General features: G+C 68.0%; 22 protein-coding genes. 14 read left to right on the top strand and 8 right to left on the bottom strand.

The window, feature by feature from the left end:
- Positions 1–302: 302 nt before the first annotated feature.
- A complete protein-coding gene (locus AC6LJ2_RS25995; RefSeq protein WP_263915211.1) occupies positions 303–1031 on the bottom strand; it encodes a FadR/GntR family transcriptional regulator in 729 nt (242 codons plus the stop codon).
- Between the two features lie 154 nt (positions 1032–1185).
- A complete protein-coding gene (gene metH, locus AC6LJ2_RS26000) occupies positions 1186–4959 on the bottom strand; it encodes a methionine synthase (RefSeq protein ID WP_498152476.1) in 3774 nt (1257 codons plus the stop codon).
- 446 nt (positions 4960–5405) lie between these two features.
- On the opposite strand from metH, the gene AC6LJ2_RS26005 reads away from it, so the two are divergent.
- The 6 genes from AC6LJ2_RS26005 to AC6LJ2_RS26030 all read left to right on the top strand — a co-directional run bounded on the left by AC6LJ2_RS26005 (position 5406) and on the right by AC6LJ2_RS26030 (position 12567).
- The gene (locus tag AC6LJ2_RS26005; RefSeq protein ID WP_498152477.1) at positions 5406–7457 is read left to right on the top strand and encodes a TonB-dependent receptor; all 2052 of its coding nucleotides are present in this window, start codon (positions 5406–5408) and stop codon (positions 7455–7457) included.
- 10 nt (positions 7458–7467) lie between these two features.
- Positions 7468–8370 carry a cobalamin-binding protein gene (locus tag AC6LJ2_RS26010; RefSeq protein ID WP_445658070.1) on the top strand — a complete coding sequence of 301 codons (903 nt, stop codon included), beginning with the start codon at positions 7468–7470 and terminating at the stop codon, positions 8368–8370.
- A 227-nt stretch (positions 8371–8597) separates the two neighbouring features.
- Entirely contained in the window at positions 8598–9407 is an 810-nt protein-coding gene (locus AC6LJ2_RS26015) for a thiazole synthase (RefSeq protein WP_263915214.1), read from the top strand.
- The gene (thiD, locus tag AC6LJ2_RS26020; protein WP_263915215.1) at positions 9404–10246 is read left to right on the top strand and encodes a bifunctional hydroxymethylpyrimidine kinase/phosphomethylpyrimidine kinase; all 843 of its coding nucleotides are present in this window, start codon (positions 9404–9406) and stop codon (positions 10244–10246) included. Before AC6LJ2_RS26015 ends, thiD begins: the two co-directional genes overlap by 4 nt.
- 205 nt (positions 10247–10451) lie before the next feature.
- Positions 10452–11132 (top strand): protein-L-isoaspartate O-methyltransferase family protein, encoded by a 681-nt coding sequence (locus AC6LJ2_RS26025; protein WP_006386870.1) that lies wholly within the window; start codon positions 10452–10454, stop codon positions 11130–11132.
- Between the two features lie 106 nt (positions 11133–11238).
- The gene (locus AC6LJ2_RS26030) at positions 11239–12567 is read left to right on the top strand and encodes a TolC family outer membrane protein (RefSeq protein WP_263915216.1); all 1329 of its coding nucleotides are present in this window, start codon (positions 11239–11241) and stop codon (positions 12565–12567) included.
- A gap of 81 nt (positions 12568–12648) precedes the next feature.
- Here AC6LJ2_RS26030 and rfaE2 read toward each other — a convergent pair whose 3' ends face one another.
- The 6 genes from rfaE2 to ubiE all read right to left on the bottom strand — a co-directional run bounded on the left by rfaE2 (position 12649) and on the right by ubiE (position 18577).
- Entirely contained in the window at positions 12649–13137 is a 489-nt protein-coding gene (rfaE2, locus tag AC6LJ2_RS26035; RefSeq protein WP_025135571.1) for a D-glycero-beta-D-manno-heptose 1-phosphate adenylyltransferase, read from the bottom strand.
- A 13-nt stretch (positions 13138–13150) separates the two neighbouring features.
- Positions 13151–14029 (bottom strand): ferritin-like domain-containing protein, encoded by an 879-nt coding sequence (locus tag AC6LJ2_RS26040; protein ID WP_263915217.1) that lies wholly within the window; start codon positions 14027–14029, stop codon positions 13151–13153.
- Between the two features lie 180 nt (positions 14030–14209).
- Positions 14210–15763, bottom strand: a complete 1554-nt coding sequence (gene ubiB / locus AC6LJ2_RS26045; protein WP_263915218.1) for a ubiquinone biosynthesis regulatory protein kinase UbiB — start codon at positions 15761–15763, stop codon at positions 14210–14212.
- Between the two features lie 3 nt (positions 15764–15766).
- Positions 15767–16405 carry a ubiquinone biosynthesis accessory factor UbiJ gene (locus tag AC6LJ2_RS26050; RefSeq protein WP_263915219.1) on the bottom strand — a complete coding sequence of 213 codons (639 nt, stop codon included), beginning with the start codon at positions 16403–16405 and terminating at the stop codon, positions 15767–15769.
- A 216-nt stretch (positions 16406–16621) separates the two neighbouring features.
- Positions 16622–17620 carry a Tim44 domain-containing protein gene (locus tag AC6LJ2_RS26055; protein WP_445658068.1) on the bottom strand — a complete coding sequence of 333 codons (999 nt, stop codon included), beginning with the start codon at positions 17618–17620 and terminating at the stop codon, positions 16622–16624.
- A 180-nt stretch (positions 17621–17800) separates the two neighbouring features.
- Complete coding sequence (gene ubiE, locus AC6LJ2_RS26060; RefSeq protein ID WP_263915221.1) at positions 17801–18577, bottom strand: bifunctional demethylmenaquinone methyltransferase/2-methoxy-6-polyprenyl-1,4-benzoquinol methylase UbiE; 777 nt, start codon at positions 18575–18577, stop codon at positions 17801–17803.
- Positions 18578–18738: 161 nt separating this feature from the next.
- Between ubiE and phoB the strand changes: the two genes are divergently transcribed.
- The 8 genes from phoB (at position 18739) to AC6LJ2_RS26100 (ending at position 26652) form a co-directional block, all read left to right on the top strand.
- On the top strand, positions 18739–19437 hold the full coding sequence (gene phoB / locus AC6LJ2_RS26065) for a phosphate regulon transcriptional regulator PhoB (RefSeq protein ID WP_006386862.1): 699 nt from the start codon (positions 18739–18741) through the stop codon (positions 19435–19437).
- Between the two features lie 12 nt (positions 19438–19449).
- Positions 19450–20757, top strand: coding sequence for a phosphate regulon sensor histidine kinase PhoR (gene phoR / locus AC6LJ2_RS26070; protein ID WP_263915222.1), 1308 nt, complete (start codon positions 19450–19452; stop codon positions 20755–20757).
- Positions 20758–20814: 57 nt separating this feature from the next.
- The gene (locus tag AC6LJ2_RS26075) at positions 20815–21501 is read left to right on the top strand and encodes a heavy metal response regulator transcription factor (protein WP_263915223.1); all 687 of its coding nucleotides are present in this window, start codon (positions 20815–20817) and stop codon (positions 21499–21501) included.
- Positions 21498–22892: a heavy metal sensor histidine kinase gene (locus AC6LJ2_RS26080; protein WP_445658067.1), complete on the top strand. Its 1395-nt coding sequence runs from the start codon at positions 21498–21500 to the stop codon at positions 22890–22892. The genes AC6LJ2_RS26075 and AC6LJ2_RS26080 overlap by 4 nt, the downstream gene beginning before the upstream one ends.
- Before the next feature lie 73 nt (positions 22893–22965).
- Complete coding sequence (locus AC6LJ2_RS26085) at positions 22966–23460, top strand: cupredoxin domain-containing protein (RefSeq protein WP_498152478.1); 495 nt, start codon at positions 22966–22968, stop codon at positions 23458–23460.
- An 18-nt stretch (positions 23461–23478) separates the two neighbouring features.
- Complete coding sequence (locus AC6LJ2_RS26090) at positions 23479–25260, top strand: copper resistance system multicopper oxidase (RefSeq protein ID WP_498152479.1); 1782 nt, start codon at positions 23479–23481, stop codon at positions 25258–25260.
- 18 nt (positions 25261–25278) lie between these two features.
- Positions 25279–26154 carry a copper resistance protein B gene (locus AC6LJ2_RS26095; protein ID WP_445658064.1) on the top strand — a complete coding sequence of 292 codons (876 nt, stop codon included), beginning with the start codon at positions 25279–25281 and terminating at the stop codon, positions 26152–26154.
- Positions 26155–26178: 24 nt separating this feature from the next.
- Complete coding sequence (locus AC6LJ2_RS26100) at positions 26179–26652, top strand: DUF411 domain-containing protein (protein WP_263915227.1); 474 nt, start codon at positions 26179–26181, stop codon at positions 26650–26652.
- Positions 26653–26694: the final 42 nt, after the last annotated feature.

Genomic DNA, 26694 nt, shown 5'->3' on the forward strand with positions numbered 1-26694 from the left:
CCTCTCGGGTGTGACCGGGGCGCGGGGCCTCGGCCCCAGGGGGGCGCCCGGCGGGACCGCGCCGGGCGGGGCCGGGGGGGGGAGGGCCAGCGGGCCTGCCGACAGCGCGCTGGCCGCCGTGCGAAGGGCCCGCACGCGACGCGCCGCCCCACGGATGGCCGCCCCACGGATGGCCGCCCCACCTGTCGCGGTGCGGCTCCCCTTGTTCGTTTGCTGCATTGCTTGTCTCCTGATTCGAATCAGCCCGGTTCCGGGGCGCGGTATCTTCCGCGCTCAGCCGGGGGCCGCCTGCCGTTGCCGCGTTAGCGCCACCCTTGCGCGAATTCGCCGATGACGCGTTCCAGATGGCCGCGCATGGCCAGGCGCGCGCCGTCCGCATCGCGGGCCACCAACGCGCTGAAGATGCGCTGATGGTCTTCCTGCGAGGCCTGGCGCAATTCCTGGGTGTGGAAATGCTGTTCGATCTTTTCCCAGATGGGTCCCTGGGCCTGGTCCCACATCGCCGACACCGTGCCCAGCAGCACGCTGTTGCCCGTGGACTGCGCGATGTACAGGTGAAAGGCCCGGTCGGCGGCCTCGTTGGCCGCCTTGTTCATCATCTGTTCGCGCATGGTCGTCAGCGCTTCGAAGATGCGGTCCAGGTCGGCGTCGTTGCGGGTGGTGGCCGCCAGCGCGGCGATTTCGGATTCGATCAGGCAGCGGGCGCGCAGCAGTTCGAACGGCCCGGCGCCCGGCTCTTGCGTGGCCGGCAGGCGGGCCACGCCGGCGGGCGGTTCGCAGACATAGATGCCCGAGCCGCCGCGCACTTCCACCACGCCCTGCAGTTCCAGCGCGATGATGGCCTCGCGCAGCGAGGTGCGGCTGACATCGAAGCGTTCGGCCAGCGCGCGCTCGGCCGGCAGGCGCTTGCCCACCGCGAATTCTCCCTGGGCGACCAGCGCCTGGATCTGCGCGGCCAGCCGCAGGTAGGCACGGTCGGCCACGGGCCTGGCGGCGGGTTCCTCGGGCTTGGGGATCAGTTGTAGTGTCATGGCAGTTAAAATTGGTTGGACCAAATATTATTTGGTTTACCAATTTGGCACATCATGGTTTACCACTATCAGGGTGGTGAACCATCGGGGACAAAACAAAGCGCCGCGCCGGACGAGCCGGGGCGGCGCTTGGGGACTGCGGCCTGGGGCGGGATCAGCCCAGGTTCGGCGCCAGGGTGCGCTTGAGGTCTTCCAGGCTGCGGCCGCTGCGGGCGGCGTAGTCCTGCAACTGGTCTTCGCCGATGATGCCGACGTTGAAATACTGCGACTGCGGGTGGCTGAAGTAAAAGCCCGATACGCTGGACGCCGGGAACATGGCGTAGCTGTCGGTCAGCATCATGCCGATGTCGGCGCCGTCCAGCACGCGGAACATGTCGGTCTTGATGACGTGTTCCGGGCAGGCCGGGTAGCCGGGCGCCGGGCGGATGCCCACGTATTTCTCGGCGATCATGTCTTCGTTGGACAGCGCCTCGTCGGCCGCATAGCCCCACAGGTCCTGGCGCACGCGAGCGTGCAGGCATTCGGCGAAGGCTTCGGCCAGGCGGTCGGCCAGCGACTTGAGCATGATGCTGGAATAGTCGTCCAGCGCCTTCTCGAATTCGGCTTCCTTCTTTTCGATGCCCAGGCCGGCCGTGACCGCGAACATGCCGATGTAGTCCAGCTTGCCGCTGGACTTGGGCGCAATGAAGTCCGACAGCGACTTGTTGCTGACGCCTTCGCGCTTGGCGCCCTGCTGGCGCAGGTTGCGGTAGGTGAACAGCACTTCGCTGCGGGTTTCGTCCTTGTAGACCTCGATGTCTTCATCGTTGACGCTGTTGGCCGGGTAGAAGCCGACCACGCCGTTGGCGGTCAGCCAGCGGCCTTCGACGATGCGCTTCATCATGGCCTGGCCGTCGGCGTAGACCTTGCGGGCCTGCTCGCCCACGACCTTGTCGTCCAGAATCGCCGGGAACGGCCCGAACAGGCTCCAGGTCTGGAAGAACGGGCCCCAGTCCACGTACTTGGATATTTCAGCCAGGTCGTAGCTCTTGAAGGCACGGCGGCCGATGAACTTGGGCCGCGGCGGCGTGTAGGCGTCCCAGTCGATCTGCGGCCGCGAGGCGCGCGCCTCGGCCAGCGGCAGGATCGGCGTGGCCTTGCGGTTGGCGTGGCGGCGGCGCACGTCCTCGTATTCCTCGGCCAGTTCGGCCAGGTAGGCGTCCGCCTGGTCCGACATCAGGTTGGTGGCCACGCCGACCGAACGGCTGGCGTCCGGCACGTAGATCACCGGACCTTCGTAGTTCGGCGCGATCTTCACGGCAGTGTGCACGCGGCTGGTGGTGGCGCCGCCGATCATCAGCGGCACCTTGCGGCTGCGGAAGTACTCGTCGCGCTGCATTTCCGAGGCGACGTAGGCCATTTCCTCGAGGCTGGGCGTGATCAGGCCGGACAGGCCGACGATGTCGGCATTCTCTTCCTTGGCCTTTTCCAGGATCTGGGCGCAGGGCACCATCACGCCCATGTTCACGACTTCGAAGTTATTGCATTGCAGGACCACCGACACGATGTTCTTGCCGATGTCGTGCACGTCGCCCTTGACCGTGGCGATGACGATCTTGCCCTTGGCGCGCACGTCGCCGCCGGCGGCCGCGATCTGGCGCTTTTCCTCTTCGATGAACGGAATCAGGTGGGCCACGGCCTGCTTCATGACGCGCGCCGATTTCACCACCTGCGGCAGGAACATCTTGCCTTCGCCGAACAGGTCGCCCACCACGTTCATGCCGTCCATCAGCGGGCCTTCGATCACTTCGATCGGGCGGCCGCCGCGTGCGGCGATCTTCTGGCGCACTTCTTCGGTGTCTTCGACGATGAAGGCGGTGATGCCGTGCACCAGCGCGTGCGACAGGCGCGCCTCGACCTCGGCATTGCGCCAGGCCAGGTCTTCTTCCTTCTTGGCGCCCGAGCCCTTCACCGTGTCGGCGAACTGCACCAGGCGTTCTGTCGGGGTGCGTTCGTCGGCCGGGTCGGTCTTGCCGACCGGCACGGCGCGGTCCAGCACCACGTCTTCGACCAGGTCGCGCAGCGTCGGGTCCAGGTCGGCGTACACGCCCAGCTGGCCCGCGTTGACGATGCCCATCGTCATGCCTTCCTTGACCGCGTAGTACAGGAACACGGTGTGGATGGCTTCGCGCATCGGCTCGTTGCCGCGGAACGAGAAGCTGACGTTGGACACCCCGCCCGAAATGCGGGCGTGGGGCAGGTTCTCGCGGATCCAGCGCGTGCCTTCGATGAAGTCCACGGCGTAGTGGTTGTGCTCGTCGATGCCGGTGGCGACCGCGAACACGTTGGGATCGAAGATGATGTCTTCCGGCGGGAAGCCTTCTTCCTCGACCAGGATCTTGTAGGCGCGGCCGCAGATTTCCTTGCGGCGCTCCAGCGTGTCGGCCTGGCCGAGTTCGTCGAACGCCATCACCACCACCGCGGCGCCGTAGCGGCGGCACAGGCGGGCGTGGTGGCGGAAGGGTTCCAGCCCCTCCTTCATGGAAATCGAGTTCACCACCGGCTTGCCCTGCACGCACTTCAGGCCGGTCTCGATAACTTCCCATTTCGAGCTGTCGATCATCACCGGCACCCGGGCGATGTCGGGTTCGGAAGCGATCAGGTTCAGGAAGCGGTGCATGCAGGCCACCGAATCCAGCATGGCCTCGTCCATGTTGATGTCGATGATCTGCGCGCCGTTCTCGACCTGCTGGCGGGCCACGGCCAGCGCCTCGTCGTATTTTTCTTCGCGGATCAGGCGCGCGAACATCTTGCTGCCCGTCACGTTGGTGCGCTCGCCGACGTTGACGTACAGCGTGTCTTCGTCGATGTTGAGCGGCTCCAGGCCCGACAGGCGGGTCTTGACCGGAATGTCGGGCACGACGCGCGGCGTCAGCGCCGTGACCTTCTCGGCAATGGCGCGGATGTGGTCCGGGGTGGTGCCACAGCAGCCGCCCGACATGTTCACCAGCCCGGCGCGGGCAAATTCTTCCAGCAGCGCCGACGTGTCGGCCGGCGTTTCGTCAAAGCCGGTCTCGGCCATCGGATTGGGCAGGCCGGCGTTGGGGTACACGCAGACGTAGGTGTCGCAGATCTTGGACAGCTCGGCCACGTAGGGGCGCATCAGGGCCGCGCCCAGCGCACAGTTCAGGCCGATGGTCACCGGGCGGGCATGGCGCACCGAGTTCCAGAAGGCCTCGACGGTCTGGCCCGACAGGATCCGGCCGGACGCGTCGGTCACCGTGCCCGAAATCATGACCGGCAGGCGGATGCCGCGTTCCTCGAACACTTCCTCGGTGGCGAAAATGGCCGCCTTGGCGTTGAGCGTGTCGAAAATGGTTTCGATCAGGACGATGTCGATGCCACCGTCCAAGAGGCCGTTCAGCTGTTCTATATAGGCGACCCGCAATTCGTCGAAGGTGACGTTGCGCGCGCCCGGGTCGTTCACGTCGGGCGAGATCGAGGCGGTCTTGGGCTGCGGGCCCAGCGCGCCGGCCACGAAGCGCGGCTTGTCGGGCGTGCTGTATTGGTCACAGGCCTCGCGCGCCAGCTGGGCCGACACCCGATTCAGTTCATAGGCCAGTTCCGGCAGGTCGTAGTCGCCCTGCGCAATCGACGTGGCGCCGAAGGTATTGGTTTCGATGACGTCGGCGCCGGCTTCCAGGTACTGGCGGTGGATCTCCGAAATCACGTCGGGGCGCACCAGCGACAGCAGCTCGTTATCGCCCTTCAGGTCCTTGCCGTGGTCGGCGAAGCGCTGGCCGCGGAAATCGGCTTCCCCCAGCTTGTAGCGCTGGATCATCGTGCCCATGGCCCCATCCAGGATCAGGATGCGCTGGCCGAGCAGGCGGGCGAAGTCGCCGCCGCGGGTATAGCTTTCGGGCGGATAAGGCAGGCGGGGATACGACACGTTCAGGTCCGGATGGGGTTGGGCGGCGGCGCCAGAGGCTGCGCAATTGTCGCTAAAAAGCGATAAACGCCGAAAAAACAAGTCCTGATCGTAACAAAATGGGCGCGATTGCGCCCCGCGGTGATACAGTTTCGGCCCCGAACCGGTGCTTTCGGCGCAACAGGGCGGGCAAGAACGCAACACTTGCCCGGCCGCGTGCGAAAGGTAAACGGGAAACAGGAAGACGCTGGCCCCTCGCCGCCCACAAGGCAGGCCCGGCCGGCATCCAGCCTGTGCTGCCCCCGCAACGGTCCCCATGTGCGCAATGCGCCCATGGCAGCCCGATACCGGCCAGTTCGATCGCCAGGATGTCCGCCCCGGCGCCCGTTGCCGGGCCGCTGCCGGCATGGACAGCCTCCCCATCGTGATTGACCTGCGGGGTCGCGGGTCGCATCGAGGTTATGTAGATGAAATCCCGCTCCATCCGGCGCTACGCCGGTGCCCTGCTCTGTTCCGCTCCCGCCCTGTCGGCAGCCCAGCAAGCCTCTGCCCCCGCCTCCCCCGCCGAACTCGACGCCATCACCGTCACCGCCCAGCGCGTGCCGACCGACGGCCGCACGCTGCCGGTGTCCATCTCGGTCATCACGGCCGAGGACATCGCCGCCAGCAGCGCGCGCACCATGCAGGACCTGCTGTCGACCCAGGCCGGCATCCACCTGATCAACACCAGCAGCGCCAGCGACAACGCCATCGTCGACCTGCGCGGCTTCGGCATCACCGGCGCCAGCAACACGCTGATCATGATCGACGGCGTCAAGCAGAACACCAACGACCTGTCGGCCCCCAGCCTGGGCGTGGTGCCGCTGGACCAGGTCGAGCGCGTGGAAATCGTGCGTGGCAGCGGTTCGGTGCAATACGGCGGCGGCACGACCGGCGGCGTGATCAACATCATCACCCGCAAGGACTTCTCGAAGGAACCGGTGACCGCCCGCGCCACCGCCACCTTCGGCAGCTACGGCCTGCGCCAGTACGACGCCGCCGTGGCCATGAACAACCAGAAGGTCGGCGTGGACGCCTACCTGCAGTCGCTGCGCAGCGACGGCTATCGCGACCACAGCGGCGAAACCCGCGACGGCGGCGGCGGTGGCATCACGTTCCGCCACGACAACGGCTCGATCCGCCTGTACGGCAACACCACCACGCAGAAGCTGGACCTGCCGGGCCCGCGCCTGATCAACCCGACCACGGGTGAAAACCAGTTCGAGAGCGACCCGCGCGGTTCCAAGAACAAGGTCGATTACGTCAAGACGACCACCAACACCTTCGGCCTGCAGGTCGAGCAGCAGATCGGCGTGGGCACCCTGTACGCCGACGCCTCGACCCGCGAGAAGAAGCTGAACGGCCTGTCGTACGACGGTTTCGGCGACACGCTGCGCGACCAGAAGCTGCAGGAAAACCTGGCCAGCCTGCGCTACCGCCTGCCGATCAACGGCGGCCACAGCCTGGTGTTCGGCGCCGATGCGCAGGAAGCCAAGACCACCGCCGACCAGAACGCCTACTACGACTTCGAACCGTCCAAGTGGCAGTCGCGCCAGCACCAGTACGGCCTGTTCGCCGAAGGCCAGATCCGCGCCACCGACAGCACCTACGTCACCATGGGCGTGCGCCGCCAGTACGCGTCGGACAAACTGGAAGTGATTTCCGGCTCGGGCGAGGAATCGGACAAGGGCCGTCACCTGACCGCCTGGCAACTGGGCGTGCGCCAGGACCTGGCCGCCGGCTTCGGCCTGTACGGCAAGGTCGGCCGCAGCTTCCGCCTGCCCAACGCCGACGAAGCGCTGTCGGTGCAGTCGCCGCTGGCCCCGCAGACGTCCACCGACAAGGAACTGGGCGTGACCTGGGCCTCGGACAAGAGCAGCGCCCGCCTGTCGTGGTTCCGCTATGACCTGACCAACGAAATCCAGTACAACCCGCTGGCCGACGGCATGTGGGGCCCGGGCACCGGCGCCAACACCAATCTGGACCCGACCCGCCGCCAAGGCGTCGAGCTGGAAGGCCACCACGCCCTGACCAGCAGCATCACGCTGGACGCCAACGTGACCTGGATGCAAGCGCAATTCCGTTCGGGCACCTACGCCGGCGTGGACCTGTCGGGCAAGACCGTGCCGCTGGCGCCCAAGTGGCTGGCCAACGCCGGCGTGACCTGGCGCCCCACCGACGCCTTCCTGTGGAACGTGTCGGCGCAATACGTGGGCAAGTCGCGCATGGACAACGACCAGGCCAACCAGTTCGACACGGAGCTGGACGCCTACGTGCTCTTCAATACCAAGGTGGCCTACAAGTTCACCCGCAACATCGAAGGCGCGCTGGGCGTGAACAACCTGCTGGACCGCAAGTACGCCACCTACGGCATCCGCGGCGGCAACGCGTCGTTCGAAATGCTGGGCCCGGTTGCCAACTACAACCTGTACCCCGCGCCTGGCCGCAACTTCTACGCCTCGCTGACGGTGCGCTACTGAGCTGCCGGGCATGAAGCTCCCGCGCGCGCTTGCCCTTGCCCTCCTGGGGCCGTTACTGGCCTTCAGGCCGGCTGCGGGCAGCGCCGCGGATCCCCCCGCGATCCACGCGCAGGACGACCGCGGCCGCAGCATCGACCTGGCCGCCCCGGCCCGCCGCGCCATCACCCTGGCGCCGCATGCCACCGAGCTGGTCTACGCCGCGGGCGCCGGCCCTTACCTGATTGCCACCATCCGCGGCAGCGACTATCCGCCCGCCGCCCGCCAATTGCCCGTCATCGGCGACGGCACCCAGCCCGACCCCGAACGCGTGGCGTCCGTGCGGCCCGACCTGGTGATCGCCTGGCAGCCGTCGGCCGCCGCCCCGCTGGTGCCCGTCATGGACAAGCTGGGCGTGCCGGTCTATTACAGCGATCCGCAGACGCTGGCCGCCATCCCCGACGCCATCGAACGCTTCGGCGTCCTGTTCGGCACCGAAGCCACCGCCGGTCCGGCCGCCCGGGCCCTGCGCGACCGGCTCGACGCCCTGGCCGCGCGCTATGCGTCCCGCCCCCCCGTGCGCGTGTTCGTGCAGGCCGGGCTGGACCCGATCTACACCCTGAACCACGCCAGCATCGTCAGCGACGCCCTGCGCCTGTGCGGCGGCGTCAATGTGTTCGCCCAGGCGCCCGTGGTGGCGCCGCAGGTAGGCCTGGAAAACGTGCTGGCCGCGCGCCCCGACGCCGTGCTGGCCGGCGTGTCCACGCCCGCCGACACCGCCCGCAACCTGGCCGCCTGGCGCGCCATGGGGCTGCCCGCCGCGCAGGCCGGCCACGTCTACGGCATCGACGCCGACGCGCTCTACCGCCCGGGCCCGCGCCTGGTCGATGCGGCCGAGCAGTTGTGCGCCGACCTGGAGCGGGTGCGCACGCCGTAGGCAGGGGCGTCCTGCCGGCCAGGTCCGGCGCGATTTCAGCCAGCCGCCGGCAACCGTCCGCCTTGCAAGCCATGCAGGAAGCGCGGTTTCTGGAACGGCGCCCGCCCCCGGTGCTTTATGATTCGCGTAACCGTGATCAACCCGCCGTGATCGACCCGTTGATCCGCCTGATCATCAGCCAGCCCCCGCGGGTCCCGCAGCGCGCGCCCGCCCTTTGAAACACCGCCATGACCACTCAAGACACTCTCAGCATCGCCGGCCGCGCCTACTCGTCGCGCCTGCTCGTCGGCACCGGCAAGTACAAGGACTTCGAACAGACCCGCGCGGCGCTGGACGCCAGCGGCACCGAAATCGTCACGGTCGCCATCCGCCGCACCAACATCGGCCAGAATGCCGGCGAGCCCAACCTGCTCGACTACGTGCCGCCGTCCAAATTCACGCTGCTGCCCAACACCGCCGGCTGCTACACGGCCGACGACGCCGTGCGCACGCTGCGCCTGGCGCGCGAGCTGCTCGACGGCCATGACCTGGTCAAGCTGGAAGTGCTGGGCGACTCGCACACCCTGTTCCCGAACATGCCCGAAACGCTCAAGGCCACCAAGACCCTGGTCGACGAAGGCTTCAAGGTCATGGTCTATTGCACCGACGATCCCATCCAGTGCCGCATGCTGGAAGACCTGGGCGCCGTGGCCGTCATGCCGTTGGCCTCGCTGATCGGCTCGGGCATGGGCATCCTGAACCCCTGGAACCTGCGCCTGATCATCGACCAGGCCCGTGTGCCGGTGGTGGTGGATGCCGGCGTGGGCACCGCGTCCGACGCCGCCATCGCCATGGAACTGGGCTGCGACGCCGTGCTGATGAACACCGCCATCGCCGCCGCGCGCGACCCGGTGCTGATGGCCAGCGCGATGAAAAAGGGCGTGGAGTCCGGCCGCGAGGCCTTCCTGGCCGGCCGCATGCCGAAAAAGCTGTACAGCGGCGCGCCCAGCTCGCCTACCGAAGGCCTGATCACCGCCGCCCCCGGCGCCGCCAAATGAGCAGCCGCCAATCGGCCGCCGGCGAGCGCCGCATTCCCAACGCGCTGACCATCGCCGGCGTCGACCCCTCGGGTGGCGCCGGCGTCCTGGCCGACGTCAAGGCCATGAGCGCCCTGGGCGCCTATGGCTGCGCCATCATTGCCGCCCTGACCGCCCAGAACACCCAGGGCGTCACCGGCATTTCGCCCGTGCCGCCCGACTTCGTCGGCCTGCAGATCGACACCCTGTTCGCCGACGTGCGCATCGACGCGGTCAAGATCGGCATGCTGGGCCAGAAACCGGTGATCCAGGTGGTGGCCGAAAAGCTGGCCAAATGGGCACCCGTCCATGTGGTGCTGGACCCGGTCATGGTCGCCAAGAGCGGCGACCTGCTGCTCGAACGCGAGGCCGTCGGCGCCATGCGCGAAGCCATGCTGCCCCAGACCACCCTGCTCACGCCCAACCTGCCCGAAGCCGGCGTGCTGCTCGAAGAGCGGCCCGTCGAAACGGTCAAGGAAATGCGCCGCGTGGCCGAGCGCCTGCGCAACAAGCTGGCCCATTCCGGCCAGCGCTGGGTGCTGGTCAAGGGCGGCCACCTGCCCGGCAGCGAAACCATCGACCTGCTGCACGACGGCGACCGCATGATCGAGCTGCCCGGCCACCGCATCGACACCGCCAATACCCACGGCACCGGCTGCACCCTGTCGGCCGCCCTGGCCGCCCTGCTGCCCCAGGTCGAAGACGTGCCCGAAGCCGCCCGCCGCGCCAAGGCCTACCTGACCGAAGCCATCCGCCACGCCGAGCGCCTGTCGGTCGGCTCGGGCCACGGCCCCGTGCACCACTTCCACGGCTGGTGGTGATTCCCGGGCGCCGGGTGCGGCCAATGGCCACATCCGCCCGAGGGCGGTTACATCCGGCAGGCCCCGTGCGGGCCTGGCCGGTGGGCCGACCGGCAAGCCTGAACGGTCGGTCCGGCCTGTAACGTCTCCGTCGCGCCCCGTCGCGTCACAGGACGCTACGAATCGGTACAATGGTCAGTTGATTCCTCTGTTTTTTCTGACCGTCATGAACGCTTCGACCCTGCCCGACGTAGAACAAGCCCGCTTCAACATGGTGGAACAGCAGATCCGCCCGTGGGACGTCCTGGACGCCAACGTGCTGCAAGCGCTGTTTGACGTGCGCCGCGAACAATTCGTGCCGCCCGCCCTGCGCGCCCTGGCGTTTTCCGACCTGGAACTGCCGCTGGAAATCAATGCGGTCAACACCCGCCAGACCATGCTCGCCCCCAAGGTCGAAGCCCGCCTGGCGCAGGAACTGCAACTGAGCAAGTCCGACTGCGTGCTGGAAATCGGCACGGGCTCGGGCTACCAGGCCGCCCTCCTGGGCTACCTGGCCCAACAGGTCACCTCGGTCGAGATCGACAGCCGCCTGGTCACGTTCGCGCAGCAGAACCTGCAGATGAACAACGTCACCAACGTCAAGGTCGAAACCGGCGACGGCCGCAACGGCTGGGGCTCCACCGAATACGACGCTATCCTGGTCACCGGCTCGGTGCCGGTCGTACCCGACGCGCTGAAGTACCAGCTGCGCGTGGGCGGCCGCCTGGTCGTCGTCGTGGGCCAGGCCCCCGTCATGACCGCCTGTCGCATCACCCGCACCACCGCCGCCAGCTTTGAAACCGTGAATCTGTTCGAAACGGTCATCAAGCCCCTGCGCGGCGCCACGGTATCGCAGTTCAAGTTCTGAGTCCCTCCGGGGTGGGGCCCTGCCGGCCCCGCCCTTCCGACCCGCGTGCGCCGGCCGGCAAACGGGCCCCGGGTCACCTGGAGCACCCCCCTCCTCCTGACAGATCATGCGCGTCCGACTGCTTACGGCTTTACTGGTTTTTACCTCCGCCGCAAGCGTCGGTCCGTCGCCCGCGTCTGCACAGAACCTGATGCAGGTATGGCAGGCCGCGCTCGGCAACGACCCCATCTATGCTGCGGCGCGCGCCAACTACCGTGCCGGCCTGGAAAAAGAACCCCAGGCGCGAGCCCTGCTGCTGCCCGAAGTCTCGGCCGGCGCCGGCGGCGCCTACCAGCAGACCCGCAGCACCCGCGGCGGTGTCGCCTATAGCGGCGGCCGCGGTGTCTGGGATCTGGCCCTCACCCAGCCCCTGTTCGACTGGGGCCGTTGGCAGAATTTCGAGCAGTCCAGGCTGATCGTCGCCGACGTCGAAGTGCAGTTGCAGCAGGCCTATCAAGACCTGCTGCTGCGCGTGGCCGACGCTTATTTCAACGTGCTGTACGCGCAGGACACCCTGACCGCCACCGAGGCCGAAAAGGCCGCCGTGGCCGGCCAGCTGGAATCGGCCAAGCGCAACTTCGAGCTGGGCAACGCCACCATCACCGACACCTACGAAGCGCAGGCGCGCTACGACCTGGTGGTGGCCCAGGAACTGCGGCTGCAGAACGACCTGGACGTGCGCCGCGACGAACTCGCCAAGATCATCGGCACCCCGCCCGGCGCCCTGGCCGAACTGCCGTACGGTGTGCAATTGCCCGCCCCGCAGCCCGCCCGCGTGGCCGACTGGAGCACCCAGGCCGAGGCCTCCAGCCTGGACGTGCTGCGCGCGCAGCTGCTGACCCGCATCGCCGGGCGCGAAATCCAGATCGCCAAGAGCGGCCACTACCCCACCCTGAATCTGCGCGCCACCAGCGGCAGCGCCAGCGACGCCGTGATGCGCAACGGCGCGCCGGGCAAGCCCATCGACAGCAGCATCGGCGTGGTGCTGTCGATTCCGCTGTATTCAGGCGGCGGCGTATCGTCGCAGGTCACCGAAAAGGTGCAGCTCGAACAAAAGGCCCGCTATGACTTCGAGGCCGCGCGCCGCCAGGCCGTGCAAGCCGCTCGCCAGTACTACACCGGCGTGACCAGCGGCCTCGCCCGCATCCAGGCCCTGGAAGCCGGCGAAAAATCCAGCCGCGCCGCCGTCGAGGCCAACCGTACCGGCTACGAGGTGGGCGTGCGCATCAACCTGGACGTGCTCAACGCCCAGCAGCAGCTCTACGCCACCCAGCGCGACCTGGCGCTGGCCCGCTACAGCACCGTGCTGTCGGGGCTGCGCCTGAAGGCCACCAGCGGCATCCTGGCCGAAACGGATCTGGACGCGATCAACCGGCTGCTGCGCGAACCGCGCTGAATCGCCCCCCCGAATTTGCTCCCCGAATGCAACAAGGCGGCCCGCAGGCCGCCTTGTCCATGGGCGCAGTCCGGCTTGCGGCTACGCGCCCTGGATCTTCTTGACCAGCGCCGTGGTGGACCGTTCGAACTCGAACGGAATGGCCACCGCCCGGCCGCCCCAGGATTTCACCAGGGCGGTTTCGGGCAGTTTTTCCATGTCGTAGTCGCCCCCCTTGACGATCAGGTCGGGCTTGAGCTGCCCGATCAGGGCTTCGGGGGTGTCTTCGTGAAACGAGGTGACCACCGTGACGAATCCCAGCGCCGCCAGCAGCGCGGCGCGGTCTTCCATGCGGTTGAGCGGGCGTTCTTCGCCCTTGCCCAGGCGGCGCACCGATTCGTCGGTGTTGACCGCCACGACCAGCGTGGCGCCCAGTTGGGCGGCCTGGTCGAGATAGGTGGCGTGGCCCCGGTGCAGGATGTCGAAGACACCATTGGTGAACACCAGCGGCCGCGGCAGGCGGCCGGCAGCGACCGCGGCGACGCAGTCGTCACGGGACAGGACTTTGGATTCGAAACGGGCGGCAGGCATGGCGCGATTGTACTCAGGCGCCGGCCAGGATGATTTCCTTGTCCTTGGGCATCACCAGCGCGGTCATTTCCTTGCGGTAGCGGTTCAGGTCCTTGACGGACTCGAAGCTGCGATCCATGAGCTTGGACAGGATGTGCAGGATGCGCGTGGCGACTTTCTGTTCCCAGACGCCGTCAAAACGGATCTGCGTGTCCAGCCAGTGTTCCAGCCAGCCCGGCTCGGGCAGGCGCGACTGCACCGTGTCATTGGGGAACAGGTCTTTGTTGACGTGCAGGTTGGTCGGGTGCAGCGCCTGCTGCGTGCGGCCGGCCGAGGCCATCAGCACGCCGATCTTGGAGAACGCCAGGCGGGCCTGGACGCTGGTGTCCTGGCCGCGGTCGTGCAGCGCACGGCGCATGTATTGCAGGTACGCGCCGGCATGGCGGGCTTCGTCCTGGGCCACGGTCTTGTAGATGGCCTTGATGACCGGTTCGGTGTGCCATTCGGCGGCGCGGCGGTACCAGTGGTTCAGGCGCACTTCGCCGCAGAAGTGCAGCATCAGCGTTTCAAGTTCGGGGGCCACGTCGAATTCGAAGCGCACGTTGTGCAGCTCTTCTTCGGTGGGCACCAGGTCAGGGCAGAAACGGCGCAGGTATTCGATCAGCACCAGGGAATGCTTTTGCTCTTCGAAGAACCACACCGACATGAACGCGCAGAAATCGCTGTCGCCGCGATTGTCGCGCAGGAACATTTCGGTGGCCGGCAGCGCCGCCCACTCGGTGATGGCGTTCATCTTGATCGTCTGGGCCTGCTCGTCAGAGAGCTTGCTGCGATCAAAATCGCCCCAGGGAATATCGTGCGCCATGTTCCAGCGCACCGCTTCCATGGTCTTGAAGAGTTCAGGATAAAGCATGTTCTGCCCTTGTTTTCGTCCCGCTAGTGGGGCTATAGAAATTAATGAATGGCGCACGCGCTTGCTGGCGTGACGCTGCATTGGCCGCCGCAGCGCTATTTTTCGCCGTCTCCCGCGAAGCTATGATGACTGTTTCATGAATGAAACATGACAGGGGATCGCACTACACCATCGCGCCGCCTATCGCGTCAATGCCCATAAGGCGACCCCGATCGCCAAGGCAAGCACCCCAACCAGCGCCGCGACGAGCCGGTTGCTCTGCTCCTGGGCCCGCCGCAACTGCACCATTTCGGCCAGCAAGGCCGGCGACAGATTCGGGCGGTTCAGGTGGTCATGCACCAGCCTGGGCAGGGCCGGCAGCATCTGCGACCACTGCGCGGCTTCTTTTTCCAGGCTTTGCCGCAGGCCCTTGATGCCGACGCGCTGGCGCATCCAGCGTTCGAGATAGGGCTTGGCGGTCTTCCAGAGGTCCAGGTTGGGGTCCAGCTGGCGGCCCAGGCCTTCGACGTTCAACAGCGTCTTCTGCAGCAGCACCAATTGGGGCTGGATCTCGACGTTGAAGCGGCGCGAGGTCTGGAACAGGCGCAGCAGCACCTGGCCCAGCGAAATCTCGGACAAAGGCCGATCGAAATACGGTTCGCAGACGGCGCGCACGGCGCCTTCCAGTTCTTCTTCGCGCGTGTCCGGTGGCACCCAGCCCGACTCGATGTGCAGTTGCGCCACGCGGCGGTAGTCGCGGTGGAAGAAGGCCAGGAAATTCTGCGCCAGGTAGTTCTTGTCGAATTCGGACAGCGAACCGACGATGCCGAAGTCCAGCGCGATGTAGCTGCCCAGCGTTTCGGGGCGGTCGGACACGTAGATGTTGCCCGGGTGCATGTCGGCATGGAAGAAGCCGTCGGTGAACACCTGGGTGAAGAAGATCTCGACGCCGGTGCGGGCCAGCGTGGGAATGTCGATGCCCAGCTCGCGCATGCGTTCGACCTGGCCTACCGGCACGCCGTACATGCGCTGCATGGTGAACACGGTGGACGCGGTGTATTCCCAGATGACCTCGGGCACCATCAGCATGTCGCCACGGCCCGATTCGGGGCCGAAATTGCGACGCAGCTGGCTGCAATTGGAGGCCTCGCGCACCAGGTCGAGCTCGTCGTGCAGGTACTTGTCGAACTCGGCCACGACCTCGCGCGGCTTGAGCCGGCGGCCATCGGCGCCCAGGCGCTCGATGATGCGCGCCACGATCTTGAGCAGCGACAGGTCTTTCTCGATGATGTTGAGCATGCCCGGGCGCAGCACCTTGACCGCGACTTCGCGGCCGTCGTGCAGCACCGCGAAGTGCACCTGCGCGATCGAGGCCGACGCCACCGGGTCGACCTGGAACTGCGCGAACAGCTTTTCGGGCGGCGCGCCCAGCGCGGCCTCGATGCAGGCCGCGGCCTGCGCCGACGGGAAAGGCGGCACGCGGTCTTGCAGCAGCGCCAGCTCGTTGGCGATGTCGGCGGGAATCAGGTCGCGGCGGGTGGACAGCACCTGGCCGAACTTGACGAAGATCGGGCCCAGCGATTCCAGCGCCATGCGCAGGCGCTGGCCGCGCGGCTGGCGCGGACGGGTGCCCAGGCGGATGACGCGCAACAGGCAGGTGGCCAGCGGATGGTTCAGGCTGGACAGCACCAGTTCGTCCAGGCCATAGCGCAGCGAAACCAGGATGATGCGTAAGAGGCGCAGCAACGGGAACATGGCTCAGGCGCCCCGCTTCGCGCCGGCCGTGGCCAGGCGGGTTTGCAGGGCGGCGGCCGAACGGGCCACCGCGTCGGCGCGGGCATTCAGCTCGGCCAGGTCCAGGCGCCATTGCTCCAGCGCCGGGCGGCCCAGCAGCATGCCGCTTTCTTCGGCCAGGTATTCGGACACATTCTCGGCCAGGCGCTGGCTGGCCTTGCGGGCGCCGCCAGCGGCAGCACGCAGCCCGCCGGCGATGCGCAGCGCCGGGATGTCGCCCACCACGCGGGCCAGGCTGTCTTCGGGGTCCCAGCGCAGTTGCTTGGACAGGTCCGCCACCACCTGGGCCAGCGCGGCGTCGCCGGAGATATGCGTGGCCTCGGCGAAATCAGGGGTTTCACCGCCCGCGCCCAGGCGCGGCAGCGGCAGCTTCTCGGGCGCGACGGTCAGCGTCACGTCGGGCACCACGGCCGGGTCGGCCTGGGCGGCCAGGCCTTCGCTATCGAGGGTCAGGCCCAGCGTGAATCCGCCCAGTGCGAAGCGCACGGTCTTGCCGGCATGGCGAGCCAGGCGTTCGCGCGCCCAGTCTTCGCGCTTCAACAGGGCGTTGAGCGCGTTCACAGCCAGCCGCGAGGGAGTGGGCAGAAACGAGAAAGGCAACATGACGGTCCGCAGCCCCGCAGGCGGGGTGACGAAGTTGATGGGTAAATCGGGAGTGTAACGGGTTAGATGGGGGTTGTTCCGGGGAGACAAGGCGCCGCTTGCGCGAACGCATGGGGGACGTGCACGACGCAGATGGAAAAACCGGCCCTGGCGGGCCGGTTGTGACAGGCGCCCCCAAGGGACGCCCGCGATGTCTGGCGAATGCCGCCGGCCTGCTTAGCTGGCGAATTCCACCGGAATCTGCTGGATGCCGGCCAACAGCCAGCCGCCGTTGGCGGGCTTGAACAGATTCCAGACTTCTTCGAAGCGGAAGGCCTCGGCGCCGGGCGCCTCGCGCAGCATGCCCGAGAAGCGGACGCTGGCCAGGTGGCCGTCGGACACCGTTTCAATGCCCAGCAGCTCGGCATTGAGCAGCACGACTTCGGTCTTGTTCGGCGCCGCGCCGCGCTCGGCCAGTTGCGGCTTGAGCTCGGTGATCAGGTCGTCGGTCAGGTAGTCGCGCAGGCGGTCGGTGCTGCCGCTGTCCCAGACGGCCTGGATGCGCACGAACTGTTCCTTGGCTTGCTTCAGGAAAGCAGGCGTATCGAAGTCGCCAGGGACGAACCAGTTGCCGTCTTCGCCCGGCTTGGGCAGATCGGCCACCGGGGCCGCCACGGCGGCGGCGACGGGCGCTGCGGCCGGCGCGGCCGGCTTGAGCATTTCGCGCCACGCAGGCTGTTGCGGTTGACCCGGGGCGTTGTTGGCACCGCCGAAGGCACTTTGGGTTGCCGGACGCGGGGCCGCGCCACGCAGGCGGCGGATGATGAACATGATGGCGAACACGGCCACGGCAATCAGGAGCGCCGACGACAGGAATTCGGCGAAGGCGCCGGACAGGCCCATGTGCGACAGCAGGGCCGCGATGCCCAGGCCGGCGGCGATGCCGGCGATGGGGCCGAGCCAACGCGACGCGCCGCTCTTGGCGGCAGCGCCCGCGGCGCCAGCCGTGGCCGCCCCGGCGGCAGCCGGGGCGGCGGTGGCGCCGGCCGTGTTGCTGGCCGCCGACGGCGGCGTGGTGGCCTGGCGCTGCTGGGTCACGTTGGAGGATTGGCGGCCGACGCTGCTGCCGCCGCCCGCACGGCGGGCTTCGGCGTCAAACGACGCCGTCACCAGCGCCGCGCCGGAGATGGCGATGAGCGCCGCGGCGACAAACCGCGAGAAACAGAATTTGGTCATGGATTTTTGCTCCCTCGTACTCGCGCCCCTGCTGCCCCGAGCAACAGGAAGCTGCACGGATATCGTGCAGCCCTCAGCGCGACTTTCTTACAGTAATCTGAATGACGTAAGAATAACGGACAAGACGTCGCCCCACAAGTTCCCCGTGGGGCAAAGAAATGCCGTCGGAACCCGGGGCGCTCAGCCCAGCCGCACACCCTCGTGCAGGGCCGCGATGCCGGCCGTCAGGTTGAAGTACTGCACCCGCTCGAGACCGGCGGAGCGCAGCATGTCCGCCAGGGTGTCCTGGTCGGGGTGCATGCGGATGGATTCGGCCAGGTAACGATAGCTGGCCTCGTCCTTGGCGACCTTCTTGCCCAGCCAGGGCAGCACATTGAAGGAATACCAGTCGTAGGCGGGCGCCAGGGGCTTGGCCACCCGCGAGAATTCCAGCACCAGCAGCTTGCCGCCCGGCTTGAGCACCCGGGTCATTTCGGCCAGGGCGCGGTCTTTGTGGGTCATGTTGCGCAGGCCGAAGGCCACGCTGACGCGGTCGAAGTAGCCCGACGGGAACGGCAGGCGCTCGGCGTCGCAGACGGCCGTGGGCACCAGCAGGCCGGCGTCGGCCAGGCGGTCGCGGCCCACGCGCAGCATGGAATCGTTGATGTCGGTCAGCCAGACCTCGCCGGTGGGGCCGGCGCGCTTGGCGAAAGCCTTTGCCAGGTCGCCCGTGCCGCCGGCGATGTCCAGGACCTTCATGCCGGGGCGCACGGCGGCGCGGCCGATGGTGAAGGCCTTCCAGACGCGGTGCAGGCCGGCCGACATGAAATCGTTCATGATGTCGTAGCGCTGGGCCACGGAATGGAAGACTTCGGCGACCTTGCGGGCTTTTTCGGCTTCCGGCACCGATTGGAAGCCGAAATGAGTCGATTGCGAGGCGGAATCCGCGGAATGTTGCGATTCGGAGGGGTTTTGCATGGTGAATTCCCGATATATCGTCCAATGGTAGCCTATCGGGGCCTGCCCAAGGCCGCCCGCCGGCCCCCTGGCGCAACCCGCGGTCACATACCTGAAATATTGCGGCCATACTATCGCAATGTTCGCGCCGCGCCGGCGCTCAGAAGCGTACCCAATTCGCCATGTCCAGCACTATCCTCGTCGTCGAAGACGAACCCGCAATCCAGGAACTGATCGCCGTCAACCTGTCCTTCGCGGGGCACAAGGTGCTGCGCGCCTTCGACGCCGACCAGGCCCAGACCCTCATCCGCGCCGAACTGCCCGACCTGATCCTGCTGGACTGGATGCTGCCCGGCACGTCCGGCCTGGCCATGGCGCGCAAGCTGCGCAACGATGAACGCACCCGCGCCGTCCCCGTCATCATGCTGACCGCCAAGGGGTCCGAGCAGGACAAGGTGGATGGCCTGGAAGCCGGCGCCGATGACTACATCACCAAGCCTTTCTCGCCCAAAGAGCTGATGGCCCGCATCAAGGCCGTGCTGCGCCGCCGCGCGCCGCAGCTGACCGACGACGTGATCGACGTCGGCGGCCTCAAGCTCGACCCGGTGACGCACCGCCTGTCGGGCAACAGCCAGTCCCTGCAGATCGGCCCCACCGAATTCCGCCTGCTGCACTTCTTCATGACCCACCCGGAACGCGTGTTCTCGCGCTCTCAGCTGCTGGACCAGGTCTGGGGCGACCACGTCTTCGTCGAAGAGCGCACGGTGGACGTGCACATCCGCCGCCTGCGCAAGGCGCTGGAACCCAGCGGTCACGACGCCCATGTGGAAACGGTGCGCGGCAGCGGCTACCGGTTTACGGCACAGGTCCCGGCGCGGTAAAACTTCCGCACGATGATCTGGCTGCGTACCCTCTTCCTGGTCGCCCTGTGGGCGGCGTTGGCACTATTGGCGCAATGGCTCATTGGAGACCCGGCGGGCTGGATCGTGTTTTCCGCCGCGCTGGCCGCCATGCTGCTCTGGCGCAGCTGGCGCCTGCACCTGGTTTCCCATTGGGCCAATCACCCGGACACCTCTCCCCCCGCCTCGGTGGGCCCCTGGGACGACATCCTCGCCCCGCTCTACCGCTACACCCGGGCCCGCGCCCGCGAGCTGACCGAAACCCGCGACACCATGCAAGGCATGCTGGCGGCCGCCCAGGCCCTGCCGGATGGCGCGGTGACACTGAATGAAGACTTCCAGATCGACTGGTGCAACCGCATGGCGCGCCAGCACCTGGGGCTGCGCCTGCCGGCCGATCGCGGCCACAACCTGCTGAACCTGCTGCGCGCGCCGGAATTCGTCGAATACGCGCACCGCGCATCCTGGCCGGATCCGATTTTGGTACGCCTGGGCCAGAACGGCCAGGAACGGCTGATGATGATGCAGCTGACCGCCTACGCCAGCAACCAGCGCCTGTTGATTACGCGCGACGTCACCCAGATCGAGCGCCTGGAAACCACGCGCCGCGACTTCGTGGCCAACGTCTCGCACGAGCTGCGCACGCCGCTGACGGTGCTGGCCGGCTTTCTGGAAACGCTGCGCGACATGCCGGCCGATGCCCTGCCGCCCGAACAACGCGCGCAGTACATCGACATGATGCACGAGCAGGCCCAGCGCATGCAGGCCATCGTCGAAGACCTGCTGACGCTGTCGACCCTGGAATCGTCGCCGGGCAGCGATCCGCGCGCGGTCAACATGGGCGCGCTGCTGCAAAAGGCGCGCCAGCAGATCGAGGCCCTGTCCGGCGGGCGCCACGTGCTGCAATGGCACATCGACGACACGCTGGACGTGCTGGGCGCCGAAACCGAGCTGACCTCGGCCCTGTCGAATCTGCTGACCAACGCCGTGCGCTACACGCCCGACGGCGGCACCATCACCGTGCGCTGGGAACGCGACGCCGATGGCGGCGGCCGCTACAGCGTGCAGGACACCGGCATCGGCATTCCCGCCCGCCACATTCCGCGCCTGACCGAACGCTTCTACCGGGTCGACCGCGGCCGCTCGCGCGCCGTCGGCGGCACCGGCCTGGGGCTGGCCATCACCAAGCACATCGCCATGCGCCATGACGCCGAGCTGCTCATCAGCAGCGAGCCGGGCAAGGGCAGCCTGTTCACGCTGCGCTTTCCGCCCGACCGCATCGCCGTCGCGCTGCCGGCCTGAACGCCGCCCGCCCATCCTCCGCGCCGCACCGGCGGCGCGGGTGGTAAATTTCCGGCCATGCGCATCCTGGTCATCGAAGACGAACCCAAACTCGCCGACTACCTGAAAAAGGGCCTGTCGGAGCAAAGTCACGTGGTCGACCTGGCGCGCGACGGCGTCAACGGCCTGCACCTGGCGCTGGAAGGCAACCACGACCTGATCGTGCTGGACGTGATGCTGCCGGGCGTGGACGGCTTCGGCATCCTGGCATCGGTGCGGGCCCGCAAGGACACCCCCATCCTGATGCTGACGGCGCGCGATGCCATCGAAGACCGCGTGCGCGGGCTGGAAGGCGGCGCCGACGACTACCTGGTCAAGCCCTTCGCCTTTTCCGAGCTGCTGGCGCGCGTGCAGGCGCTGCTGCGCCGCGGCCGCTCGCAGGAACCCACCGTGTTCCGCCTGGCCGACCTGGAACTGGACCTGGCGCGCCGCAAGGCCGCGCGCGGCGGCCAGCGGCTGGACCTGACCGCCAAGGAATTCAACCTGCTGGCCCTGCTGCTGCGCCGCCAGGGCCAGGTGCTGTCGCGCACCACCCTGGCCGAACAGGTGTGGGACATGAACTTCGACAGCGACACCAACGTCATCGACGTGGCCGTGCGGCGCCTGCGCAGCAAGCTGGATGACCCCTTCGAGACCAAGCTGCTGCACACAGTGCGCGGCATGGGTTACGTGCTCGAATCGCGCCCGGCGACCGCGCGCCCATGAAACCGCCGCGCATGCGCTCGATGCAGGCGCGCCTGACCCTGCTGCTGGGCGCCATCGCCCTGCTGGTATCCAGCCTGGCGGGCGCCACGCTGTTCTGGGCGCTCAAGCGCGAGGTCGAACGCCAGGAGATCACCGAGGTCAGCGGCAAGCTGGAGCTGATCAATCACCTGATCGACATGCAGAACAGCGCGCGCGGCCTGCATGACCTGGCCGCCACCTTCGATGACATGCGCACCGGCCAGAGCCAGCTGGGCATCTGGATCGTCGATGCCCAGGGTCGCCCCGTCTATGGCGGCGACGCCCCCGAAACGCTGGACACGCTGCCCGGCCGGCAGGTGCTGCTGCAACAGGCCGACGGCAGCCGCATGCGCGGCCTGCGCGTGGCCGTCGACGACCGCATCCTGCCCGGGGCGCACCTGACGGTGGCGGTCAGCACCCGCACCAGCTCGCAGTTCCTGTACGCCTACGGCACCGCCCTGGCGCTGATCTGCGCGCTGTGGGTGGGCGCTACGGTGGTGCTGGCGGCCTGGGCCGTGCGCCGCAGCATGGCGCCCACGCGCCGGCTGTCGGAACAGGCCGCTCGCATCCAGCCCGACAACCTGGCCCTGCGCCTGCCGCTGCGCGACACCGACCGTGAACTGCATGAACTGGTGCTGTCGTTCAACCGCACGCTGGAACGGCTGCAGGCCGCCTACCAGCAGATGGAAGGTTTCAACGCCGACGTCGCCCACGAGCTGCGCACGCCGCTGGCCACGCTGATCAATGGCACCCAGGTGACGCTGTCCAGCGGCCGCGACGCCGACGAACTGCGCGAGGCCCTGGAATCCAACCTGGAAACGCTGGAAGACCTGAAGACGCTGGTCAACGACATGCTGTTCCTGGCCCGCGCCGACCGCGGCGAACAGGCGGCCGACCCGGTGCCGGTATCGCTGGCCGCCGAAGCGCGGCGGGTGGCCGACTACTACGAGGCCGCGCTGGAAGAGCGCGGCGTGGCCCTGCGCTGCGAGGGCGACGCCATCGTCGCCGCCAACGCCGGGCTGGTGCGCCGCGCGCTGGCCAACCTGATCTCGAACGCCATCAAGGCCACGCCCCGGGGCGGTGAAATCGTGCTGGCCTGCCAGCCGCAGCCGCAAGGCGCCCGGGTCGAAGTCCGCAACCCCGGCGACCCCATCCCCGCCGCCGACCTGCCCCGCATCTTCGACCGCTTCTTCCGCTCGGGCCAGGCCCGCGCGCCGCGCAGCGAGGGCCACGGGCTGGGGCTGGCCATCGTGCGCGCCATCGCCCGCATGCATGGCGGCGAGGTCGATGCGGCCTCCGGCCCCGGCGGCACGGTGGTCGGCATCACCCTGCGCGGGCCGGCCCCTGGCGGACCCAACATTACAAAGAAGTAATCTGCGCGACAGAACCGGGTCACCCCGGTTTTCCTAAAGTGCCTGCATGGTCAACCCCTTTGAAGGGAACAGCATGAAAGGCACTTTGCACCGCATCACCCTGGCCGCGGCCCTGGCCGCCCTGTTCGGCACCGGTTCGGCATTCGCGGCGGGCGCCCACGGCGAACACGCCGGCCACGCCATGCCGATGGCATCCGCGCCCATCGGCGTGCCCGGCGACGCCGCCCGCGTCACCCGCACCATCGACATCGACATGACCGACGCCATGCGCTTCACGCCTGCCCAGGTGCAGGTGAAGGCTGGCGAGACCGTACGCTTCAATGTGCGCAACTCGGGCAAGATCCGCCACGAAATGGTGCTGGGCAGCGATGCCGACCTGCAGGCGCACTACGCCATGATGATGCAGGACCCCGGCATGCGCCACGAAGAGGCCAACGCTGTGTCGCTGGATGCAGGCAAGAGCGGCCAGATCGTCTGGAAGTTCGACCGCGCCGGCAGCGTGTCCTTCGGCTGCCTGGAACCCGGCCACTACGCCGCCGGCATGAAGGGCGCGGTGTCGGTGCAGTAGCGCCCACCCGGATCCGCCATGAGTTCCCGCCCCCTTTCCCGCCGCCGCTTCGTGCAGGGCCTGGCCGCCGGCGGCGCGCTGGCCGCGCTGGGCGGCTGGCGCGCGGCCCAGGCCGCCACGCCGGCCGGCCCCACCGAGCTGCGCGGCACCGAATTCCACCTGGAAATCGGCGAAACCCCGGTCAACTACACCGGCGCCGCCCGCATCGCCACCACCGTCAACGGCCAGGTGCCCGCGCCGCTGCTGCGCTGGCGCGAAGGCGACACGGTCACGCTGCACGTCACCAACCGACTGCGCGAGCAGACGTCGATCCACTGGCACGGCATCCTGTTGCCCACGGACATGGACGGCGTGCCGGGCCTGAGCTTTGCCGGCATCGATCCAGGCCAGACGTTCACCTACCGCTTCGACGTGCGCCAGAGCGGCACTTACTGGTATCACAGCCATTCGGGCTTCCAGGAGCAGACCGGCCTGTACGGCGCCATCGTCATCGACCCCAGGCGGCGCGACCCGATCGCCTCGGACCGTGACTACACCGTGCTGCTGTCCGACTGGACCGACGAAGATCCCATGCGCGTCTTCGACAAGCTGCGCGCCATGCCCGACTACTACAACCGCAACCAGCCCAGCGTCGAAAGCCTGGCTCGCGAGGCGCAGGACAAGGGCTGGCGCGCCGCGCTGTCCGAGCGCTTGATGTGGGAACAGATGCGCATGAACCCGTCGGACCTGGCCGACGTGTCGGGCGCCACCTACACCTACCTGACCAACGGCGCCACGCCGGCCGGCAACTGGACGGGGCTGTTCACGCCCGGCGAGCGGGTACGGCTGCGCCTGATCAACGGTTCGGCCATGACCTATTTCGACGTCCGCATTCCCGGACTGAAGATGACGGTGGTGGCCGCCGACGGCCAGGACGTGCGGCCGGTGGAGGTCGAGGAACTGCGCATTGCGGTGGCCGAGACCTACGACGTGATCGTCGAGCCCGTCGACGATCGCGGGTACACGATCTTCTCGCAAGCCATGGACCGGTCCGGCTATGCCCGCGCCACACTCGCGCCGCGCCCCGGCATGCAGGCCGCCGTGCCCGAAGTGGACCGGGTGCAGTTGCTGGGCATGATGGACATGGGCATGAAGCACGACATGTCGCCCGGGCAGGACATGGCGGGCATGGATCATGCCGCGATGGGTCATGGCGCCACGCCCGCGGACAGCGGCGCCATGGCCGGCATGGCGCACGGCAGCAGCCACGGGGCCGGCGCCGATCAGGGCGGCATGGTCGAGGTCAAGCACCCCTACCCCGCCGAACGCGGCCCCGGCAATTCCATGCTGCCCGACGTGGTGTCCACCCGGCTGGACGACCCCGGCATCGGCCTGCGCGACAACGGCCGCCGCGTGCTGACCTACGCCGACCTGCGCTCGGTGCGCGAACCCGCCGACAACCGTCCGCCCACCCGCGAGATCGAGCTGCACCTGACCGGCAACATGGAACGCTACATGTGGTCGTTCAACGGCGTGAAGTTCTCGGACGCCAAGCCCATCCTGCTGCGCTACGGCGAGCGCGTGCGCTTCGTGCTGGTCAACGACACCATGATGACCCACCCCATCCACCTGCACGGCCTGTGGAGCGACCTGGAATCGCCCGACGGCGCCTTCCAGGTGCGCAAGCACACCCTGTCGCTCAACCCCGCGCAGCGCCTGTCCTACCGCGTCAGTGCCGACGCCCGCGGCCATTGGGCCTACCACTGCCACCTGCTTTACCACATGGAAGCCGGCATGTTCAGGGCCGTGGTGGTGGAGTAAGCGATGAGACATCCGACCATGCCCGACCGCCTTCCCTTCATCCGCCGTGCCGCGTTCGCCGCTATCCTGCTCGCCGGCCTGGCGGCCCACCCGACGCGCGCCCAATCCATGCCGGATCATGCCGGCATGGACCATGCATCGATGCCCGGCATGAACCTCGCCGCCCCCGACGACTCGCCGCCCATCGGCAGCCTGCCGTCCAGCGACGGCGCGGCGCCACGCGGCTACGACAGCTACGGCATCCATCCGCACATGATGGACAACGCAGCCACCTGGCACCTGCTGTTCGACAAGTTCGGCGGGTCGCGCAATCGCGACGGCCAGGATGCGCTGGAATGGGATGGCCGCTTCTGGTTCGGCACCGCCACCAACCGCCTGGTGATCAAGAGCGAAGGCGAGCGCGAACGCGGCGGCGGCTCGGACGCCAAGGTCGAAGCCTTCTGGAGCCACGCCATCTCGCCCTTCTGGGACCTTCAGCTGGGCGCCCGGCGCGACGTCGGCACCGGCCCCAAGCGCAACTGGGCCGCCGTCGGCATCGAAGGCGTGCTGCCCTACAACATCGAGCTGGAAACCACTGCCTACGCCGGCCCGTCCGGTCGCACCGCGCTGGCCATGAAAGCCGAATACGACCTGCTGCTGACCCAGCGCCTGATCTTCACGCCCGAACTCGAAGCCAGCGCCTACGGCCGCAACGATCCCGAACGCGGCATCGGCTCGGGCCTGTCCAAGGGCTCGCTGTCACTGCGCCTGCGCTACGAGGTCACGCGGGAATTCGCCCCCTACGTTGGCGTATCCTTTGAACGTAAATTCGGCCGCACCGCGGACTACGCGTCCGACGCCGGCCAAAGCCGCTCGCAGGCCGCCGTGCTGGCCGGCGTGCGCTTCTGGTTCTGACCCCTTGCCCGTCAACGGAGCCCCATGAAAAAAACGCTCGCCCCCACCCGTCGCCTGGTCCTGGCCGCCGTCCTGTGCCTGCCGCTTTACGCCCCGGCCTTTGCGCTGGCGCAACCGGCGCCCAAGGTCCAGGTCTGGAAGACCCCCACTTGCGGCTGCTGCGAAGACTGGGTCAAGCACATGCGCGACAACGGCTTTGAAGTCACGACCCACGACGTCCAGGACACCGGCCCCGTACGCCGCAACGCCGGCATGGCCGACTATGGCTCCTGCCACACCGCCGTGGTCGACGGCTACGCCATCGAAGGCCACGTGCCCGCCAGCGACGTGCGCCGCCTGCTGCTCGAAAAACCCGATGCGGCCGGCCTGGCCGCCCCCGGCATGCCCCTGGGCTCGCCCGGCATGGACGGCCCCGAATACGGCGGCCGCAAGACCCCGCACGACGTCCTGCTCGTGGACAAGCAGGGTGGCGCCAAGGTCTTCCAGGCGTACCGCTGAAGGCATGACGCCCGGCCAGCCCATGCAGGGGCTGGCCGGGCA

The organism is Achromobacter sp. 1014246743, from assembly GCF_059760725.1.

What these genes read in the sequence shown, in the direction of transcription:
- AC6LJ2_RS25995 (WP_263915211.1), bottom strand. Translation starts at nt 1,031, where the DNA reads ATGACACTACAACTGATCCCCAAGCCCGAGGAACCCGCCGCCAGGCCC.
- AC6LJ2_RS26005 (WP_498152477.1), top strand. Translation starts at nt 5,406, where the DNA reads ATGAAATCCCGCTCCATCCGGCGCTACGCCGGTGCCCTGCTCTGTTCC.
- AC6LJ2_RS26010 (WP_445658070.1), top strand. Translation starts at nt 7,468, where the DNA reads ATGAAGCTCCCGCGCGCGCTTGCCCTTGCCCTCCTGGGGCCGTTACTG.
- AC6LJ2_RS26015 (WP_263915214.1), top strand. Translation starts at nt 8,598, where the DNA reads ATGACCACTCAAGACACTCTCAGCATCGCCGGCCGCGCCTACTCGTCG.
- thiD (WP_263915215.1), top strand. Translation starts at nt 9,404, where the DNA reads ATGAGCAGCCGCCAATCGGCCGCCGGCGAGCGCCGCATTCCCAACGCG.
- AC6LJ2_RS26025 (WP_006386870.1), top strand. Translation starts at nt 10,452, where the DNA reads ATGAACGCTTCGACCCTGCCCGACGTAGAACAAGCCCGCTTCAACATG.
- AC6LJ2_RS26030 (WP_263915216.1), top strand. Translation starts at nt 11,239, where the DNA reads ATGCGCGTCCGACTGCTTACGGCTTTACTGGTTTTTACCTCCGCCGCA.
- rfaE2 (WP_025135571.1), bottom strand. Translation starts at nt 13,137, where the DNA reads ATGCCTGCCGCCCGTTTCGAATCCAAAGTCCTGTCCCGTGACGACTGC.
- AC6LJ2_RS26040 (WP_263915217.1), bottom strand. Translation starts at nt 14,029, where the DNA reads ATGCTTTATCCTGAACTCTTCAAGACCATGGAAGCGGTGCGCTGGAAC.
- ubiB (WP_263915218.1), bottom strand. Translation starts at nt 15,763, where the DNA reads ATGTTCCCGTTGCTGCGCCTCTTACGCATCATCCTGGTTTCGCTGCGC.
- AC6LJ2_RS26050 (WP_263915219.1), bottom strand. Translation starts at nt 16,405, where the DNA reads ATGTTGCCTTTCTCGTTTCTGCCCACTCCCTCGCGGCTGGCTGTGAAC.
- AC6LJ2_RS26055 (WP_445658068.1), bottom strand. Translation starts at nt 17,620, where the DNA reads ATGACCAAATTCTGTTTCTCGCGGTTTGTCGCCGCGGCGCTCATCGCC.
- ubiE (WP_263915221.1), bottom strand. Translation starts at nt 18,577, where the DNA reads ATGCAAAACCCCTCCGAATCGCAACATTCCGCGGATTCCGCCTCGCAA.
- phoB (WP_006386862.1), top strand. Translation starts at nt 18,739, where the DNA reads ATGTCCAGCACTATCCTCGTCGTCGAAGACGAACCCGCAATCCAGGAA.
- phoR (WP_263915222.1), top strand. Translation starts at nt 19,450, where the DNA reads ATGATCTGGCTGCGTACCCTCTTCCTGGTCGCCCTGTGGGCGGCGTTG.
- AC6LJ2_RS26075 (WP_263915223.1), top strand. Translation starts at nt 20,815, where the DNA reads ATGCGCATCCTGGTCATCGAAGACGAACCCAAACTCGCCGACTACCTG.
- AC6LJ2_RS26080 (WP_445658067.1), top strand. Translation starts at nt 21,498, where the DNA reads ATGAAACCGCCGCGCATGCGCTCGATGCAGGCGCGCCTGACCCTGCTG.
- AC6LJ2_RS26085 (WP_498152478.1), top strand. Translation starts at nt 22,966, where the DNA reads ATGAAAGGCACTTTGCACCGCATCACCCTGGCCGCGGCCCTGGCCGCC.
- AC6LJ2_RS26090 (WP_498152479.1), top strand. Translation starts at nt 23,479, where the DNA reads ATGAGTTCCCGCCCCCTTTCCCGCCGCCGCTTCGTGCAGGGCCTGGCC.
- AC6LJ2_RS26095 (WP_445658064.1), top strand. Translation starts at nt 25,279, where the DNA reads ATGCCCGACCGCCTTCCCTTCATCCGCCGTGCCGCGTTCGCCGCTATC.
- AC6LJ2_RS26100 (WP_263915227.1), top strand. Translation starts at nt 26,179, where the DNA reads ATGAAAAAAACGCTCGCCCCCACCCGTCGCCTGGTCCTGGCCGCCGTC.